Source organism: Rhodococcus sp. P4_F3_2 (genome assembly GCF_056401335.1).
In genome coordinates, this window is sequence record NZ_JBFUJN010000030.1 from 1 (window position 1) to 16,490 (window position 16,490).

Below are 16,490 nucleotides of genomic sequence, written 5' to 3' on the forward strand. Positions count from 1 at the left end.
GTACACGAACATGTTCGTAACGAACATGTTCGTTGAGTCACGTGAAGATGTCACGAATCACATGCTGATGTGAATGGGCTACATGCCCGTACCGCCGGAGAGCATTGCGATCGTCAGCAGGATGCCGCCGACTATGCCCACGAGCGGGCTGTCGCTGTTGAGTAGCCAGTCGTTCAACGATCCCATGAGCGCCTCTTTCGGGTTTCGATCTGCCGACGGTCGAGCTTATCGACAGATCGAACCCGATATGTCACGTTTGTCGGAATTGTCGATCGGACCTGAAGTGATCAGCCGTAGACGTTGTCGGGGCTGATCAACTTGGTGATCGGTACCATCAACGCGCTGGTCAGATCAGTCTCGCCGTCGATGTCGGTGTTGATGAAGACAACCAGGGTGGTGTCCTTCTCGGGCAAGTAGACCGAGACTGTCTTGTAGCCGGGCAGGCTTCCGTTGTGACCGATCCAGCCACCGCTGTTGAACAATCCGAGTCCGTAGCCGGAGCTGTCGTCCCCTTCGCTCAAGTTCACGGTCTGCAGGCGCTGCTTCTGAGTGTCGTCGGTGAGGAGATCGCCCTTGGCCAGCGCCGGAACCCAGATGCGCATGTCGTCCAACGACGAGATCATTGCACCCGCGGCGCCGCCCCACGACGGATTCCAGTCCGTCGCCGCGGTCACGGATTCGTCGAGCGTTTGGTTGGTGTAACCCTGTGCGTGTGGTGTCGGGAACGCGTTGGTCGTGGGAAAGCTGGTGTGCTCCATGCCGAGTGGTGTCGTGATCTTGGTGTCGATGACGTCCGACAGTTTTGAGCCGGAGACCTTTTCGATCACCATTCCCAGCAGAATAGTGTTGGTGTTCGAGTAGTCGACGGTGGTCCCTGGTCGAAGTTGGAGTGGGAGGTCCTTGACGTATCCGACGAGTTCCTCCGGTGTGAAAGTTCGGCGAGGATCCGAAAGATATTCCATCACAAACTGTTCAGACGTCGTGTAGTCCACGAGGCCGCTGCGCATCCCTGCCAGATGACGCAAGCTGATCGCATCACCTTCCATGACCCCGTCGACGTACTGGGAGATCGGATCGTCGAGACCGATCTTTCCCTCGTCGACCAATTGCAGCAGGGCGGTGACGGTAAATGTCTTGGTGACGCTACCGATCCGGTGGTAGAAGTCGGTCTCCATCGGTGCCTTGGTTGCAGTGTCGGCGACTCCTGCAACCTTCACATAGTTGCCGTCGGGTCCCCAAATGCCCACCATCGCACCGGGAATCCCCGTCGAATTCACCGCAGCGTCGATGATCGAATCGAGCTGGCCGGTGATGGCAGAGTCCATGACCTTGTCAGTGGTGGATGTGGGATTGTCTGCGGATTTGTCCGTGCTGCAGCTGATTACAGCGCCGGCAACCATGGCGCTGCACAGGCCGACAAGCATGATGCGTCTTGCTCCGGTTTTCATGAGTCGAACTCTGCCTGTCCGAGGGCACTCACACATCGACCCCGGGTACGGCAGACGCAGTCCCCAGGTACCTCCTCAACCGGTACCGGGGGACTACGGAACCCTGGCCTGAACCCTTGACTTGGGTCAGAGCCCGCCGTCGAAGAACGCCGCCAGCGCCGGTGCGGGGTCTGCCGCGGTGCCCATATTTGCTACGCCGACAACGATCAATCCCAGCGTGAACAGTGCAGTGAAAAGGCCTATCGACCCCGATATGAATCTCGTCCGCCTGTCGGATCGTGCCGTTCTCGCGAAGCGTGCCCACACGACCACAGTCACGGCCAGTGATATTGCTGCCGCGATCAGCGCGATCACCGCCATGGCCAAGTGATACCGCGCGAAGTCGCTGATCATCAGTTCGAGGGCGGGACTTTGCTGATTTCCGGTGGCCGTCGACTGAGCGAGCTGTTGTCGGACCTGCCCGACAGTTTCGGAGAGTGCCCCATCCGTCTGGGCCACGGGCAACATCGAGATCAGCGAAGAGAAGGGTGCGACAACACCTTGGACATTTGCCATCACGAGTACCGAAGAGAACAGCGCGAGGAGCGTGACCAGGCCTCCCGCCGAGACGAATGCGAGTTTCTTTACAACCGTCAGAGAGCCGGCGTTCACGAACGACGCCTTGACCATGCGGCCGAGTGCGAGCAGAACCGTCAGCAGGATTACCGCGATCACAGCCTTGGCCACGTGGTAACGCAGCCAGTAGTCGACAGCGGACTCCAAGCTCGGAGAGAAGGCTTGGACACCGGAACTCCAGTATTCGACGAACGCGGCGCGGACCGTCTCGACGAGTTCCCCCTCGCCTGCGTACCCATCGCCCGGCCTACTCGTCAGCATGCCCGGGGCGAGAACGAAGGCAGCGGAGAAACCGGCGACCAACGCGATCAACGCGGCGATCTTGCGACCGGAGGACTGCGTCGAGCGCGTCGGCCCCGCAGTGTTGTGCAGTGGAGAGTTGTGCAGTGGGATTCCTCCAGCGTGATGAGCGATCATCTGGTCACCGTCCACAAGGTCATGTCAACGAGTGTAGAAATCGGTACACCGGACTTCATCGTTCGAGAGGATGATATTTCCGGTGATGGCGTCCGCCCGCCGTCGCCGCTGCCGTCGACATCCCCTCAGCACTCGACGACATTGACGGCGAGTCCGCCTTCACTGGTTTCCTTGTAACGCACGGACATGTCGTTTCCGGTTTGGCGCATGGTTTCGATGACGGTATCGAGGCTCACTACATGCGTCCCGTCACCCAGGTATGCGAGCTGAGCTGCGGTGACTGCAGTCGAGGCGGCTACGGCATTTCGTTCGATGCAGGGGATTTGGACCAGGCCACCAACCGGATCGCAGGTCAGCCCCAGATGGTGTTCCATGGCAATCTCAGCTGCATTCTCGATTTGTCGTGGTGATCCGCCCATGACAGCGCACAAGCCGGCTGCCGCCATCGCGCAGGCAGCTCCGACTTCACCCTGGCACCCCGCCTCCGCACCCGAGATCGAGGCATTCGCCTTGATGATCGATCCGATTGCGGCAGCGGTGAGGAGAAAGGTTCGAACGTCGTGAACGCCTGCGCCCGTCGCACGTATGTGGTGATAGAGCACCGCCGGCACGATGCCTGCGGCACCGTTCGTCGGAGCCGTTACCACGCGGCCACCTGCTGCATTTTCTTCGTTGACCGCCATGGCATAGACGGTCAGCCACTCGCGTGAGGATGGTGCGCAGTTACGTTGTTCCAGTTGAATGTTCGCAGACCGTGCTCTTCGGCGAACTCCGAGACGCCCGGGCAATACACCTTCGGTCTGGGTGCCGCGTTCGATGCATGCGCGCATCGCGGACCAGATCGCGTCGATGCCGGCGAATGCCCGATCCTGGCCATGCATCGCGATTTCGTCCGACAGTGCCAGCTCGGCGATGGTTCCGGAGCCGCATTCCGCCAGTAGCTCTTTCGCGGTTCGATAGCGTGAGTTGATCGAATGCGCGCTTGCTTGCGTCTCCGTTCCGGCGCGCAGTACGAATCCGCCACCGATCGACAGATATGTACTCGTACAGACGATTTCGTTACCCTTGAAGGCTGTCAGTGTCATCGAGTTGGGGTGCCCGTGACGGCGAACGAGTGGCTCGAACACCATGTCCTCGCGAGTGAACACTACGTGTTCGAGTGAGCCACCGACGAGCATCACCGATCCGCCGTCCGACAGTTCGGCCCAGCGCCCGTGAACGTCGGTCGGCTCGCACGTTTCAGGATCCAACCCACGAAGTCCCGCAATCACCGCGTCGGGAGTGCAGTGACCTATTCCGGTGGCGGCGAGAGAGCCGTGCAGGTTGCAGCGAATTCGGTCGACCGACGCGGTCAAGCCGGCGGCGGAGAGCTCGCCGCCGAAAGTGTGGGCGGCGCGCATCGGACCGACCGTGTGTGAACTGGAGGGTCCGATGCCGATGGAGAAGAATTCGAGAGCGGAAACATAGACGCCGGTGGTGCTCATTCGGCGCTCGTGACGGTGGTCGCTCCTGACTCGCGCTGGGCCGCAATCGTCAGGAGGTTGGAGCGCGAGTCCCCGGTTGCGGCTCGGATCACTGTGCGCGCCATTGCGATTGCTCCGTGCAGAACAGCTTCGTCGCCCGCTGCGGAGCGGGCATCAGCGGCAAATTCGATAGTGTGAGGAACTCCGGTGACGCCGCGCAACGCGATCATCGGGTGGATCGAGGGGACCACCTTCGACACGTTGCCCATGTCCGTCGAGCCGCCGGTCAGGGGAGTTCGGGCGGCCGCGGTGCGGCCCAGGCTCGCGATCTCCTCGTCCCAGATCGTCGCCAGCACGCGATGTTGAACAAGCTCCTCGTAGCGCGGTTCGGCGCGTTCGGTCGACCAGGAGCAGTCGCTGGCCACAGCTGCGCCCTCGAAGCAGGCGAGCATGCGACGCTTGGCGTCCAACAGCACGTCGAGTTCTGCGGCCCGAACTTCCGCTCGCACCAACGTCGAGGCCGGAATGATGTTTGTTGCTTCGCCGCCGTGCTCGACGTAGGCGTTGAGCCTGACGTCGGACGGAAGTTGTTGACGGAGAAGTCCGATGGCGACCAAGGCGATCGTGGCGGCGTCACCTGCGTTGATGCCCTTGTGTGGCGCAGCGGCCGCGTGTGCGGCTCGTCCGGTGTAGGTCACGTCGAACCGGTCGACTGCCTGCGTTCCGGTGACGGTGCAACTGACGTCTTCACCTGCAGCGCCGTGGACCATGATCGACATCGCCGCGCCCTCCCATGCGCCACGTTCGAGCAGCAAGACTTTCCCGCCGCCATGTTCTTCGGCCGGCGTACCGAGAAGGACGACGGTCAGGCCGTGTTCCTCCGCGACCTCTCCGAGCGCGATAGCTGCTCCCAGTCCGGCAGCGGCGATGACATTGTGTCCACACGCATGACCGATGTCGGGAAGGGCGTCGTACTCGGCGCAGACTACGACGCGGAAGGGGCCGGAGCCTCGCACAGCTTCGAATGCCGTCTCGAGGCCGTAGGCGGCGCGAGTAACCGTGAAGCCGGCTTCCTGTGCGGCGTCCGCCAAGAGGGCGGACGCCCGATGCTCTTCGAATGCCAGCTCTGGGTGAGCATGGATCGTGTGGCTGACATCGATGAGGCGTGATGCCCACTTCTCGATCGTGCTCGAAACCGAGTCTGTGTGGGTGAGGGTGTCAGCGATGGACATGGGTATTGCTTCCTTTCAACATCTTTGGTTCTCTGTGTCTTCGGATCGCGGTGTCTTCAGTTCTGAGCGTCTTCGGGTGCAGTTCTAGTGCCAGAGGCCCAGCGCGAACTCCGCGACGACCACGGAAAGTAGGTAAGAGGCGAGGATCGCGACGATTCCGACGGGCACGATCTTCCAGCCGATCGTCTTGAGCAAGGGAAGGTCCTTGCCGAGGCTGAGACCTGCGACAGTCAAGGTGAGGGTGCAGATCGAGAGAAAGTCGACAGTCCCGACGGTGCTCGAGACGAAATCACCGATGGGGGACCACGGTGTTGTCGCCAAGGCGCCGATGGTGATGATTGCGATCATCGCCGCGATCTTGCCGCGCGTCAGGCGGGCCACGCCGACGCCCAGGAGCAACAATCCGGTGAGGATCAGGTAACCGACGATGATCGATCGAGATACGCCACCCGCTGCGATCGAGGAGACGATGACCCCACCGACGAACAGAATCGGAACGATGGTGGTCAGCGGCACGGTGACGCTCGGCGCAACCGCTCGTGGGGCAGTGTCGGCTTTCCGTTCGCTGGTCGACTTCGAGCGCTTGGTGAGTGCGCCGTAGATTCGATCGGCAAGGGGGAGTGCGACATACATGCCGACATACACGCCGAGGAGGCCGGTGATGATGTTGGATGTTGCCGCTACGGCGAGTACCTGGTCGGCCATCTCGGGGTGTGCCGAAACGACGCTGGCGGCAGCGGCAGCCATCATCGAGCCGGATCCGACCCCAGCACCCATCGCCAATGCAAGGGGGTCGAAGATGTTGAAGGATGTCGCCAGCGACGCAATCAGGCTGATCAGCACGGCACCGAACAGAGTGCCGAAGACGTACATCGACAGGACACCACGGTACTGGTCGGAATCGGGACCGTAGCGTTCACTGACCATCGCGAAGGACCCCTCGCGGTCGATGGAGAAGGTGGCTCCGACGGTGGCCGGTCCCATCCGAAGGAGTACCGCCAGCGGGAGTGCGAGAGCGATAGTGCCGAACAAGTGCCCCAGTTCCTGCAGTAGCAGGGCAGGGCCCGCCTCGAACAGCAGTTGGATGTTCGGGCCGATGGTGAAAGACAGTCTTGCGCAAAGCAAGAGAACAGCCAACCCCATGATTGCCGAGGCTGCGGCCTGAAGATCGAGGCCGAGAGGTTTCCACTTCTGACTCGAGACGGCACCGCCGGCAATCAGTCCCCACACCATGGGCAAGATCGTGATGGCGGCAGCGCCGACAGGAATCACTGCGGGGCCGATCAGTTGGGCACCTGCCGCAAGCGCGAGGAGCAGAATCGCCACGATCCACAGGCGTGGCGACCTCAAGGCGAAAACGACCTTTCGCGTCGCGGTTTGATCGCTGACCGGAGAATCGTCATGCGAGACAGGGAATGCTTCGGTCATGTCGGTGTCTTTCTCGAGGGGGCGAACGAACGCAAGAAGCAAGCGTTCTCGAGGTTCAGGATTTGGTGGACTATTGATGTGATGAAGTTAGGATCGATGCGTTTCGATCCTGTTTCGGTGCAGCATTCTTTTGAAAGTGAGGTCCTCGGTGCAGGATCAGGTGCTCAAGGACGAAGATCTTCGGCTGTTGAACGCACTGCAGATCAGGCCGCGAGCCTCGTGGTCCGAGCTTTCACGCGCGATCGGTTCCGACCCGGTCACCCTGACCAGGCGTTGGGAGCGTCTGCACTCGCAAGGGATAGCGTGGATCGCTGCGTACCGTGGGGGTCCCATCGTGTCGGCGACCGCACTGCTCGAGATCGAATGCGCACCGGCACAGACCTTGAGCGTGGCCGAACAGATCGCGCACGATCCCGAAGTTCTCACAGTCGATCTCACAACCGGCAATCGGGATCTACTCGTCACGCTCACCTGCACTGACCTCGATCAATTGTCCAGGTATGTCTTGGAACGAACACGATCGCTGCCGATGGTCACTGCGATGCGAACTCAGATCGTGTCCTCGGCGAATTCCGACGCACGAAACTGGCGTCTACGTGCTCTCGATGCGGAAGAAATTGCCGCGCTCGAGTCGGCCCCGGCGGCGAAGAGTCGTGGGGTACGCGCCAGCGAAGAGGAACAGTCGAAGCTGTTCGACATCCTTTCTCGCGAACCACGAATTACCGTCTCGGCCCTCGCTGCAGCCCTCGGCGTCACGCCGGCTCGCGCCGGGGCGCTCCTTTCTCACGAGCTGTCGACGGGGCGCCTGGTCGTCCGCACGGAGATTGCTCGGCCCTACTCCGGCTGGCCGGTCTACGCCTGGTATTTCTTACGTCTCGAGGGGCGAAAGGAAGCCATTGCTCAGCGCCTTTCCCTCCTGCGTGAGGCGAGGCTTGTTGCTTCGACGATCGGCAGCTACGACATCGCATTGGCGGTGTGGCTGCGCTCGATCGACGACGTGCAGCGTTTGGAAGGTTATCTCGCCGAGCAGTTTCCGGGCGTATCCGTGGTGGACCGGTCGATCGTCCTGCGTACGCCGCATCATCTACATCGAACAATCGATGTGTCGGGTCGAAGCATGCCGAAGCACGGGTGATCCGTAACGCGTTCGCGCGGATCGGGTGCTCTCCGGTTACTGGGGGATCGCCACGTCGACGATCAAGCCGTAGTGATCGGAACCTTCGATCTCGATGCGCTCGAGAGACTTCGCCTGTGCACCCCGCAGAAGTACATGGTCGATGCCGACGATCGCGGGAAATTTTTTGTCCGCCGGGTAGGTGCGAACGATGCCGACTCCCAATTGGTCTGCGGTATCGGAGTAGCCGACGTCGAGAAGGTCACGGAATTGCTTGTGCGTGAAGGTCGTGTTGAAATCGCCACTGACGACGACGGTTCCCTCCGCGGCAGCGGCGTCGAGCGCGTTTCGCAWAGTGCTCAGCTCGGCAGTCCACACGTCGGGCGGGGTCACGTACGCCGGTCCGGGGTGAACCGCCAGAAGGGTGAACGGGGTTGAGAATCCCACTTCGGCAACAAGATTGGTAGGTCCGAAGCCGTTCAATTCCCGAGTTTCCGTCAGCGGATAACGACTGTAAATACCTGCGCCACCCCCGCCGGCCTCGTCCGGTACCAAGTAGTGATGCGGCAGCAGTTGCTCGAGCCCTTGATCTCTCAGAGAGCCTTCGAGTGATGTGGTCAGTTCCTGAACCGTCAGGACATCGACTGCCTTCTCACGCACCGTCGCAGTCAAACTGACGGGGTCTGCCTGCCCGAAGAGAAGGTTCGCTTGCATTACACGCAGAGACGGCCCGTCGATTTCGGAACTGTTTGCTACATACAGTGGACTGATCACCGACGCGCCCACCGCTGTCAGTACCACCGAGATCGCCAGCAGGATCCAGCGGCGAAAAACCAGGCATATCAGGGACGCTGCGAGTGTGACTGCAAGCAGCATCGGGACAAAGGAGGCCACGGCGATCAACGGGTTGATCGGCTTGGTGGAGTACAACGAGATCAGCGCAATGACACCGACGGCAATCCCACCCACCCCGGCGACCTGAGCGATACGGCGAGCCGGAACGTTGTCCGTCGTGAATCCCATACCAAACGGTACCTAATGCAGCTTAGGCTCCCGATTGCCTGGCGTTGTCAGTCGCCGGTTCGGGTGCGGAATGCGTTCACGGCCGCTTCGATGGTCGGGTAGAAGTGCGTCGAATCGAACCTGTCGCCGACCCCGAATCGGATGAGTCGATCCTTGATCGGACCTTTCATCTCCGCGAATGCCAATCGAATTCCTTTGCCCTCCAAAAATGTATCCAGATCGACGAGTTCGTCGACGGCGGTCGTGTCGAGCCCGGTGATCGGCTCGGCGGCAATGACCACCCATTCGACCGGGTCGGGTGCCTTGGCGACGACGGAGCGAACGTACTCGTCGAAGATCTCGCCATTCGCGAAAAACAGTGGTGCGTCAAATCTCACCAACACGAGGCCGGGGATGCGATGTCCGTCCGGGTGGCGTTCGACGTCGTGGAATCCCGCGGGTTCGCCCGTCTCGACGAGTTCGGTTCGATGTGGCTGCCATACCTGCGCGATGACCGCTACGAAGGAGAGTCCGATCGCAACAAGGATGCCTTGAAGCACCCCGACCAGGGCAACGCCCAGAAACGCCGCGACGGCGAGGCCGAATTCCACGGTGCTCATGCGCCACATGCGGACCATGCCGCCCACGTCGATCAGTGCACACGCGGCGACGATGACGACGGCGGCCAGTGTTGCATCGGGCAGATATGCCGTCAGTCCGGGAGCGACGAGGACAAACACCAGGACGGCGAGTGCTCCGACGACACCGGCCAATTGTGTATGCGCCCCACTCTGTTCGGCTACCGGCGTCCGTGATCCGCTCGCCGATATCGGAAATCCGCCGAACRGTCCGCCGGCCACGTTCGCGACACCGATCGCCTTCATCTCGGTACTGCCGTTCACGTCCTCGCCGTGTCGGGCGGCGAAGGTGCGCGAGAGAACGCCGGTGTCGGCGAAGGCAATCAGCGCGATACCGGCCGCCGGTCCGATCAGGTGCCCGACGTCCTGCCAGGTGACTCCACCGAGAGAGGGGAGGGGAAGTCCTTCCGGCAGTGCGCCGACCATGCCGATGTCATCGGTGAGACCGGCGGCGGCGGACAAGACTATTGCCGCGACGACGGCGACCAGCACACCGGGTACAACAGGTACCCAGAGCCGGAAGACCACAATGACAATGAGCGAACCCACGCCGATGACGGCAGCGAGGGGATCGACATCTCCACCGGCCAGAGCCTTTCCGATCTCACCGATTTCACCGAGGAGGCCGGACGCGTCGACGGAGAAACCGAGCAGCTTGGGAATCTGACCGATTACGACGACGAGCGCGATGGCGTTGAGGTAGCCGAGGCGGATCGGTTTCGAGAGGAGTTCGGTCACGAAACCCAGACGCAGGAATCCGCCGATCACCAGGATGAGCCCGACAAGGACGGCGAGAACCCCGGCGAGTGCAAGCGCGTTCTCCGAATCGCCGACCACCGCCAGCGGTATGACTGCGGCGGCGATGAGCGGTGCCAGCGACGAATCAGGCCCGAGTACAAGAATCTTCGACGGTCCGACTACCGCGTACGCGAGCAACGGCACGATGGTTGCGTACAGACCGGCGTACGCGGGCAATCCGGCGGCCTCGGCGTAGCCCATCCCCGCCGGGATCAGCAGGGCCGTCAAGACGAGCCCTGCTGTGATGTCGGTTCGCAGCCATTCGCGGCGGTACCCGCGGGCAGTCGCGATCCCCGGTAGCCGACCTAGACCCTCCGTCCACGTCATCGTGTGATTGTCCCTCCCTCAGCGGAGTGACGGGCGCGCTCGGGGGCAACTGCAGTGGTCGCGGTGATGGCGACAGGTGTCGATGAGAGGCGGCGGCGTCGGATCGCCTTTTCCAACTCGACGAGAACCGGGATGATCAGCGACCAGCCTAGGCAGACGAGCCACTGGGCGCCGGTCAGTGAGGTTGTCATGAGGAGATCCTGGAGAACACCCGCCTCGACGGCAAATACGGTCACGACCGTGGGGATGGTCAAGATCTTGATGGCACCGAGAACCGGCGGAACAAGGCCGGACTCGGGATCACGCCGCATGGTCAACCCAGCGAATATCGAACCGAGAGAGAGCACTACGAATGCGGTGGTCATGGGGACATTCGCCTCAGTAGTGCTCATTTCGCCGGGTGCGAGAAGCATCGCTGCGAGTGTCACGGCAAATTGCAAGACGCCGTACGCGAGCCACTGAGCGACTGCGCTTCGATGTGCGATCGGCATCTTGGGATCGCGTGGCGGCTTGTTCATCAGATCCGGTGGCGGCGGGTCGAGCATGATCACGGCGACGGGGAACAGTGTGATGAAGAAGTGCTGGAACAGCACCATCAGCGGTGTCAGTGCCACACCCTCGTTGATGTTGAAGATGCTCGCAGCGAGGAAGAGGAGTACCAACGAGAAGAGTTTCGACATCTGGTAGCGGATGTACGAGACGATCTTCCCGTAGATGTTGCGGCCCAGGGTGATCGCGGTGATGAGGGTTCCGAAGTTGTCGTCGGTGAGCACCATCTTGCCCGCCTGTTTGGTTACCTCACTGCCCGAGCCCATGGCGACGCCGATATCGGCCTTCTTCAACGCGGCGGCGTCGTTGACAGCATCTCCGGTCATCGCGACCACGGCGCCACCGCTCTGCATGACATCGACCAAGCGAAGTTTGTCCTGCGGAGTGACTCGGCCGAACACGTGCAGGTTCGGCAACGCGGCCGAGAGTTCGTCATCGGTCATCGCTTGCAATTCGGCTCCGCCGACCGCGCCCGGGCCGAGTCCGAGTTCGGCACCGATCGCGGCGGCGGTGATGGCATGGTCACCGGTGATCATGCGGACCTCGATGCCGGCCCGGTGTGCGGTTCGCACCGAATCGACCGCCTCCGGACGCAGCGGGTCGATGATGCCTGCCATACCGACAAACGTCAGGTCCTCGACAAAGGACATAGGGTCCGCCACGACAGCGTCTTCCCGTCCGTCGAGTCGTCTGACCGCGAATGCCAGCACCCGAAGACCCTTCTCGGACATGGACTGATTTGCTGCCGTGAGTTCGTCTCGGACTTCCTCGATCGGTACCTGCCGGCGGCCGGGGAGAAAGGCCGAAGAACAACGAGCGAGGACGACATCGGGTCCGCCCTTGACCAATCCGACGAACTGACTTGAGCCGTCGACTTCGAGATGGTGGTACGTGGCCATGAACTTGTACGCGGAATCGAACGGAACCGTCGCCACCCGCGGGTAGGTCCGTCTGGTGAGTGGGGCGTCGGCACCGATCTTTGCCGCGAGCACCACGAGTGCGGCCTCGGTCGGGTCGCCGACAACTTCCCCGGAATCGGAAACCGTTGCATCGCTGTCGAGACACAGTCCGTATGCGAGAAGGGTGAAGTCGGGCGGTGCCTCGCCGGCAACCTGCGTGATCCTTCCCGCTTTGGCGTAGCCTTCGCCGTCGACTGTGTACCAACGGCCGTGGACGTACAGCGATCGGACGGTCATCTGGTTCATGGTCAGCGTGCCGGTCTTGTCCGAGTTGATTGCACTGGTCGCGCCGAGAGTTTCGACGTCGGTCAGGTTCTTCACGACGGCCTTGGCATCGGCCAGTTGACGGGCCCCGTAGGCCAGCATTGCCTGGACGAAGGTTGGCAGGCCGGTCGGAATCGCGGACACTCCCATCGCGATACCAAGGAGCAGAAGCGTTGTCAGGTCCTGACCACGAATGAGTCCGATGACGACGATGACGATCACGGCCGTCCACGCGATGATGCCGAGAAGTTTGGTGAGAGAGTCCAATTCTCGTTGCAGTGGCGACTTGCCAGGGGCGACGGCCGACAACATCGACGCGATCTGGCCGATCTGCGTCTGCATTCCGGTCTCGGTGACCACCATGGTCGCTGTGCCGCGGGTGACCGAGGTGTTCTGGAACACCAGATTGCTGCGGTCTCCGAGTGGAATATCCTCATTGCTCAGCGTTTTCGGGTCCTTCGGGATCGGCGCGCTTTCCCCGGTCAATGCGGCTTCCTGTGTCTCCAGGGTGGTCGAGGCGAGCAACCGCCCGTCGGCAGCGATGATGTCTCCTGCCTCGACTTGGACGACGTCACCCGGCACCAGTTCGGTAGCGTCGAGCTGAATCAGGTTCCCGTCACGAATGACACGTGCTTGGGGTGTCTGCATCTTGGCGAGCGCGTCGACGCTGGCCCGTGCCTTCAACTCCTGTCGAGTTCCGAGGACGATGTTGAGCACGACGAGCACCGCCACCACGATCGCTGTCGGCACTTCACCGATGGCGATGCTGACCGCGGCCACGGCGACGAGCATCAAGTTCATCGGATCTTTCAGTTGCAGCAGTGCGATCGACCACGTCGACGGCGGTGGCGTCGAGGTGATTTCGTTCGACCCGTAGCGTTGTCGACGTTGGTCGGCCTCACTCGATTGCAGTCCGCGCTGCTGGTCCGACTGCAGTACGGACACGACTGATTCGCCACTCTGCGCATGCCACGGCGTGGGGCTCATGACCGCACGTCCTTTCCTTGGCGATCGTCAATACCGGGTCGGAATCCAGTGAAGCGGTTGTTTGGGCGTCTGGTAGCCGTGGGCCTTCTGCCGTTTCGGCAGGGTGATGTCAGTGGATTGCACGGGCTCGTAGGGGATCTGACTCAAAATGTGACTGATGATGTTGAGTCGTCCGCGTTTCTTGTCGTCGTTGTTTGCGACATACCAGGGCGCCCAGCCGGTGTCGGTGAAGCGAAACATCTCGTCGCGAGCACGCGAGTAGTCGTACCAATGACTGAACGACTTCAGATCGAGATTCGACAGCTTCCAGATCTTTCGAGGATCGTCGATCCGGCTTTGCAGACGTAAGAGCTGCTGTTCTTCGCTGACCTCGAGCCAGTACTTGAGCAGGATGACTCCCGATTCCACGATCGCGCGTTCGACGGTCGGAATGAGCTGGAGAAATTGATGAGCCTGTTCTTCGGTGCAAAAGCCCATCACTCGTTCGACTCCGGCACGGTTGTACCAACTTCGGTCGAAGATGACGATCTCGCCCGCCGCCGGGAGATGTGGGACGTAACGCTGGACATACATCTGCGAATGCTCTCGCTCGGTCGGCGCCGGTAGAGCAACCACCCGGAACACTCGTGGACTCACGCGTTCGGTGATGGCTTTGATTACTCCGCCCTTCCCCGCGGTATCTCGGCCTTCGAACACGATGCAGACCTTGGCGCCAGACGATTTGACCCACTCCTGCAAAGCCACGAGCTCACCGTGCATCGGCTTGAGTTCGTGGCGGTATACCTTGTTCTTCATCGGTTTTTCTGCGACGAGTGCCGCGTCGTCGTGAAGAATCCGAGCGTTCTTTCCCACTTCCACTCCTTGGAGACGTGAGCGCGCGGGGCATCGTCCGCTCGTATGTGTATGCCCCGTATTCGGTCAACCTATTCTCTCCGGGATCGCGACTCGAATCGTGTTGTTTTCGAGCCCGTTTCGAGTCTTGACGGTGTCAGCGATCGGCGCGAGTATTAATTGATGACTGGCGACGAAGAGTTGCTCCACGTCGAGCGGGTGATCACTCGCCTGATTTCCCGGTATCCGAATGTTCCTCCACCGGAGATCGAAAACAGAGTGCGAACAATTCACCAACGTTTTGCGGGGTGTCGGATACGTGATTTCGTGCCTCTCCTTGTCGAAAAGGCGGCCAGACACGAGATCTCGAACCGGATGATCGTGATTCCGATAATGGATGAACGGTCCGCAGTGCTGAACCCTCTCGAACTGTAGCCGGAACGGACGTCGTCGGCGCATACTGAAATGACCTTGGACCAGGGAGTTTTGGCCGACTGCAGATTTCAGGCGCGGAATGTCAGCCTCCCGAACTCCTTATGTGTAAACCGAGTACAGGGAGCGTTGACATGGAAGGTTTCTGGGAATTCTTCTGGTTCATCTTCGTCTGCTTTGCCTTTGTGGCGTATTTGAGCGTGTTGTTCTCGATCATCACCGACTTGTTCCGTGATCACGAGACTTCGGGTTGGGCCAAGGCGTTGTGGATGATTTTCCTCTTCGTCATTCCATTCTTGTCGGCGATGATCTACGTGGTTGTCAAGAATGACGGAATGACTCGGCGGTCGATGGAGGCCGCTCAACAGCACATACACGCGCAGAGTGACTACATTCGAACCGTCGCCGGCAGGTCTCCGACTCAGCAGATTGCCGACGCCAGAGAGCTTCTCGACTCCGGCGCGATCAACGAAGAGGAATTCCAGGCAATCAAGGCAAAGGCGCTGGCGTAGTTTTTGTATCTTCTGCCCCAGGCCTGGCGTCGTCGGTTCCGGCGTCGTCAGGCCGGGCGTCCTGCGCGGCGGCGCGTGCGGGACGAACCAGCACTTCGAGAGCTACGAGTGCAACCAGCGCAATGATGACGATCCAACCCACGACCAGACCGGTGGGGTAGCGCCAGAAGAGCAGCAACAGTGCGGCGATGCCGATGATGGCGCAGCGCAGCGGAACACGAAGCTGATTGGCCCACCGCTCCACCTGATTCGGCGTACGGCCGCTTGAAGAATGCCGGACGAAGTCCAATGCCTGCCCGTAGCCTCGTCGAACGGCGATCGCCGACGACGACCCACCGACCAGGTAGGCCCCGAGCCCTATCACCACGCCGAGGACCGCGACCGCTCGCAGGCTCGTGCGCAGTGGTACCAGAACTGTGTCGATGACGGCAGTCGCGGCGTCTGGCGAGAGGATATCGGTGGGCACACTGTCGAGGTAGATTGCGCGTCCGATGAGAATTCCGATCGCGAGAACCAGCATTCCCAACGCAATCGACAGGCCGACCAGGGACAGTGCGCGGAGCCTGCGACCGGTTGGCGCAACGGCGACAGCGGCTGCCGCGCAAGCGATTCCCAACCACGGCAGCACCGCTGAGACCTTGTCGAGTGCCGAGACGGCTCGCTGAGCCTTCACCAGCTCGGGGGACTGGAAGAGAACAAATTCCTTGTCCACGGAGGGGATTTTGTCTGCGAAGGCGAAGCCGCGGTCGATCAAAGCTGCTTTGACCCTGTCGATGATCGTACTGAGCGAAATGCTGACGGTTCCGCTCTGATCGACTTCGACGGAATTGGGGCCGTAATCTCCGGTCATGACCGAGACCAGTGCGTTGTGCGCCGATCGGTTCGCTTGAATCCACAAGTCCTCGAACTGTTGTGACCGAACGAGCGAGCCCACCGTGTCATGAACAAAGCTCTTTGCCTGGCCGGCGATCACCGGTGCCAACCCCACTACGGCTTGATCCAGACGCGGCGCGTTGGCCGCAAGATTCGACACGTCGGTCAGTGCGGTGAGTGCGTCGGTGGTGAGCCCCTCGACGTCGACACGATCGAAGATCTCGTCGGTGATCTGATTCGTGATCTCGGCCTGAACGGCGGGGTTCTCGCCCAGTGGCGCGACCGTACTGACGTAGCGGTCCGTGTCGAGTATCTGACTACGGGTGAAGCGGGTGGTCACGGACAAGACGGCAAGGAGCGCGACCAACACCAGCAGTATCGCCACGGCAGTCCACCGCAGTCCGTGTCGAGGTGGCCGGGAGACTTGCTCGACGGTCGTTTCGCGGGCGCTGGGAGTCTGCTCGCGGAGCGTTGCAACCTCTTGCCGCAACCTGGATAGTTCGGCACGTTCGTCCTCCTGGAGTGGGCCGTCGTTCGTGCCGTTTGCCATCATGTTCCTCTCCGGAGGGAAACTGCTGCCGCACAGATGAAAACGCTGAAT

13 protein-coding genes are annotated in these 16,490 nt (G+C 61.2%); 3 read left to right on the forward strand and 10 right to left on the reverse strand.

The features are described from left to right. Positions 1 to 287 precede the first annotated feature (287 nt). From AC1DWA_RS25840 to AC1DWA_RS25860, 5 genes are all read right to left on the reverse strand, one after another. On the reverse strand, positions 288 to 1,448 hold the full coding sequence (locus AC1DWA_RS25840; protein WP_047888828.1) for a serine hydrolase domain-containing protein: 1,161 nt from the start codon (positions 1,446 to 1,448) through the stop codon (positions 288 to 290). A gap of 126 nt (positions 1,449 to 1,574) precedes the next feature. After that, positions 1,575 to 2,480 (reverse strand): hypothetical protein, encoded by a 906-nt coding sequence (locus tag AC1DWA_RS25845; protein WP_477845906.1) that lies wholly within the window; start codon positions 2,478 to 2,480, stop codon positions 1,575 to 1,577. Between the two features lie 125 nt (positions 2,481 to 2,605). Beyond that, entirely contained in the window at positions 2,606 to 3,964 is a 1,359-nt protein-coding gene (locus AC1DWA_RS25850) for an L-serine ammonia-lyase (RefSeq protein WP_477845907.1), read from the reverse strand. After that, positions 3,961 to 5,175: an amidohydrolase gene (locus AC1DWA_RS25855; protein WP_046378407.1), complete on the reverse strand. Its 1,215-nt coding sequence runs from the start codon at positions 5,173 to 5,175 to the stop codon at positions 3,961 to 3,963. The genes AC1DWA_RS25850 and AC1DWA_RS25855 overlap by 4 nt, the downstream gene beginning before the upstream one ends. A gap of 84 nt (positions 5,176 to 5,259) precedes the next feature. Continuing rightward, the gene (locus AC1DWA_RS25860; RefSeq protein ID WP_046379884.1) at positions 5,260 to 6,603 is read right to left on the reverse strand and encodes a DUF3100 domain-containing protein; all 1,344 of its coding nucleotides are present in this window, start codon (positions 6,601 to 6,603) and stop codon (positions 5,260 to 5,262) included. Positions 6,604 to 6,739: 136 nt separating this feature from the next. Between AC1DWA_RS25860 and AC1DWA_RS25865 the strand changes: the two genes are divergently transcribed. Beyond that, positions 6,740 to 7,738 carry an Lrp/AsnC family transcriptional regulator gene (locus AC1DWA_RS25865; protein ID WP_223257884.1) on the forward strand — a complete coding sequence of 333 codons (999 nt, stop codon included), beginning with the start codon at positions 6,740 to 6,742 and terminating at the stop codon, positions 7,736 to 7,738. 36 nt (positions 7,739 to 7,774) lie between these two features. Here AC1DWA_RS25865 and AC1DWA_RS25870 read toward each other — a convergent pair whose 3' ends face one another. From AC1DWA_RS25870 to ppk2, 4 genes are read right to left on the reverse strand one after another with little or no spacing between them, the layout of a single operon-like run. Then, positions 7,775 to 8,740, reverse strand: a complete 966-nt coding sequence (locus AC1DWA_RS25870) for an endonuclease/exonuclease/phosphatase family protein (RefSeq protein ID WP_477917199.1) — start codon at positions 8,738 to 8,740, stop codon at positions 7,775 to 7,777. A gap of 47 nt (positions 8,741 to 8,787) precedes the next feature. Further along, a complete protein-coding gene (locus AC1DWA_RS25875) occupies positions 8,788 to 10,482 on the reverse strand; it encodes a SulP family inorganic anion transporter (protein ID WP_477917201.1) in 1,695 nt (564 codons plus the stop codon). After that, positions 10,479 to 13,241, reverse strand: a complete 2,763-nt coding sequence (locus AC1DWA_RS25880; protein WP_477845908.1) for a cation-translocating P-type ATPase — start codon at positions 13,239 to 13,241, stop codon at positions 10,479 to 10,481. The genes AC1DWA_RS25875 and AC1DWA_RS25880 overlap by 4 nt, the downstream gene beginning before the upstream one ends. 27 nt (positions 13,242 to 13,268) lie before the next feature. Then, positions 13,269 to 14,036, reverse strand: a complete 768-nt coding sequence (gene ppk2, locus AC1DWA_RS25885; protein WP_153212522.1) for a polyphosphate kinase 2 — start codon at positions 14,034 to 14,036, stop codon at positions 13,269 to 13,271. Between the two features lie 219 nt (positions 14,037 to 14,255). Here ppk2 and AC1DWA_RS25890 point away from each other — a divergent pair, with 219 nt between their 5' ends. Beyond that, positions 14,256 to 14,507 carry a three-helix bundle dimerization domain-containing protein gene (locus AC1DWA_RS25890; protein ID WP_019748020.1) on the forward strand — a complete coding sequence of 84 codons (252 nt, stop codon included), beginning with the start codon at positions 14,256 to 14,258 and terminating at the stop codon, positions 14,505 to 14,507. Between the two features lie 131 nt (positions 14,508 to 14,638). Continuing rightward, positions 14,639 to 15,016, forward strand: a complete 378-nt coding sequence (locus tag AC1DWA_RS25895) for an SHOCT domain-containing protein (protein ID WP_020969370.1) — start codon at positions 14,639 to 14,641, stop codon at positions 15,014 to 15,016. On the opposite strand, the gene AC1DWA_RS25900 is transcribed toward AC1DWA_RS25895, so the two are convergent. After that, entirely contained in the window at positions 14,994 to 16,439 is a 1,446-nt protein-coding gene (locus AC1DWA_RS25900; protein WP_046379885.1) for an ABC transporter ATP-binding protein, read from the reverse strand. The genes AC1DWA_RS25895 and AC1DWA_RS25900 overlap by 23 nt on opposite strands. Positions 16,440 to 16,490 lie beyond the last annotated feature (51 nt).

Coding starts and splice junctions, on each gene's coding strand:
- AC1DWA_RS25840 (WP_047888828.1), bottom strand. CDS start 1,448: ATGAAAACCGGAGCAAGACGCATCATGCTTGTCGGCCTGTGCAGCGCC.
- AC1DWA_RS25845 (WP_477845906.1), bottom strand. CDS start 2,480: ATGATCGCTCATCACGCTGGAGGAATCCCACTGCACAACTCTCCACTG.
- AC1DWA_RS25850 (WP_477845907.1), bottom strand. CDS start 3,964: ATGAGCACCACCGGCGTCTATGTTTCCGCTCTCGAATTCTTCTCCATC.
- AC1DWA_RS25855 (WP_046378407.1), bottom strand. CDS start 5,175: ATGTCCATCGCTGACACCCTCACCCACACAGACTCGGTTTCGAGCACG.
- AC1DWA_RS25860 (WP_046379884.1), bottom strand. CDS start 6,603: ATGACCGAAGCATTCCCTGTCTCGCATGACGATTCTCCGGTCAGCGAT.
- AC1DWA_RS25880 (WP_477845908.1), bottom strand. CDS start 13,241: ATGAGCCCCACGCCGTGGCATGCGCAGAGTGGCGAATCAGTCGTGTCC.
- ppk2 (WP_153212522.1), bottom strand. CDS start 14,036: ATGAAGAACAAGGTATACCGCCACGAACTCAAGCCGATGCACGGTGAG.
- AC1DWA_RS25890 (WP_019748020.1), top strand. CDS start 14,256: ATGACTGGCGACGAAGAGTTGCTCCACGTCGAGCGGGTGATCACTCGC.
- AC1DWA_RS25895 (WP_020969370.1), top strand. CDS start 14,639: ATGGAAGGTTTCTGGGAATTCTTCTGGTTCATCTTCGTCTGCTTTGCC.
- AC1DWA_RS25900 (WP_046379885.1), bottom strand. CDS start 16,439: ATGGCAAACGGCACGAACGACGGCCCACTCCAGGAGGACGAACGTGCC.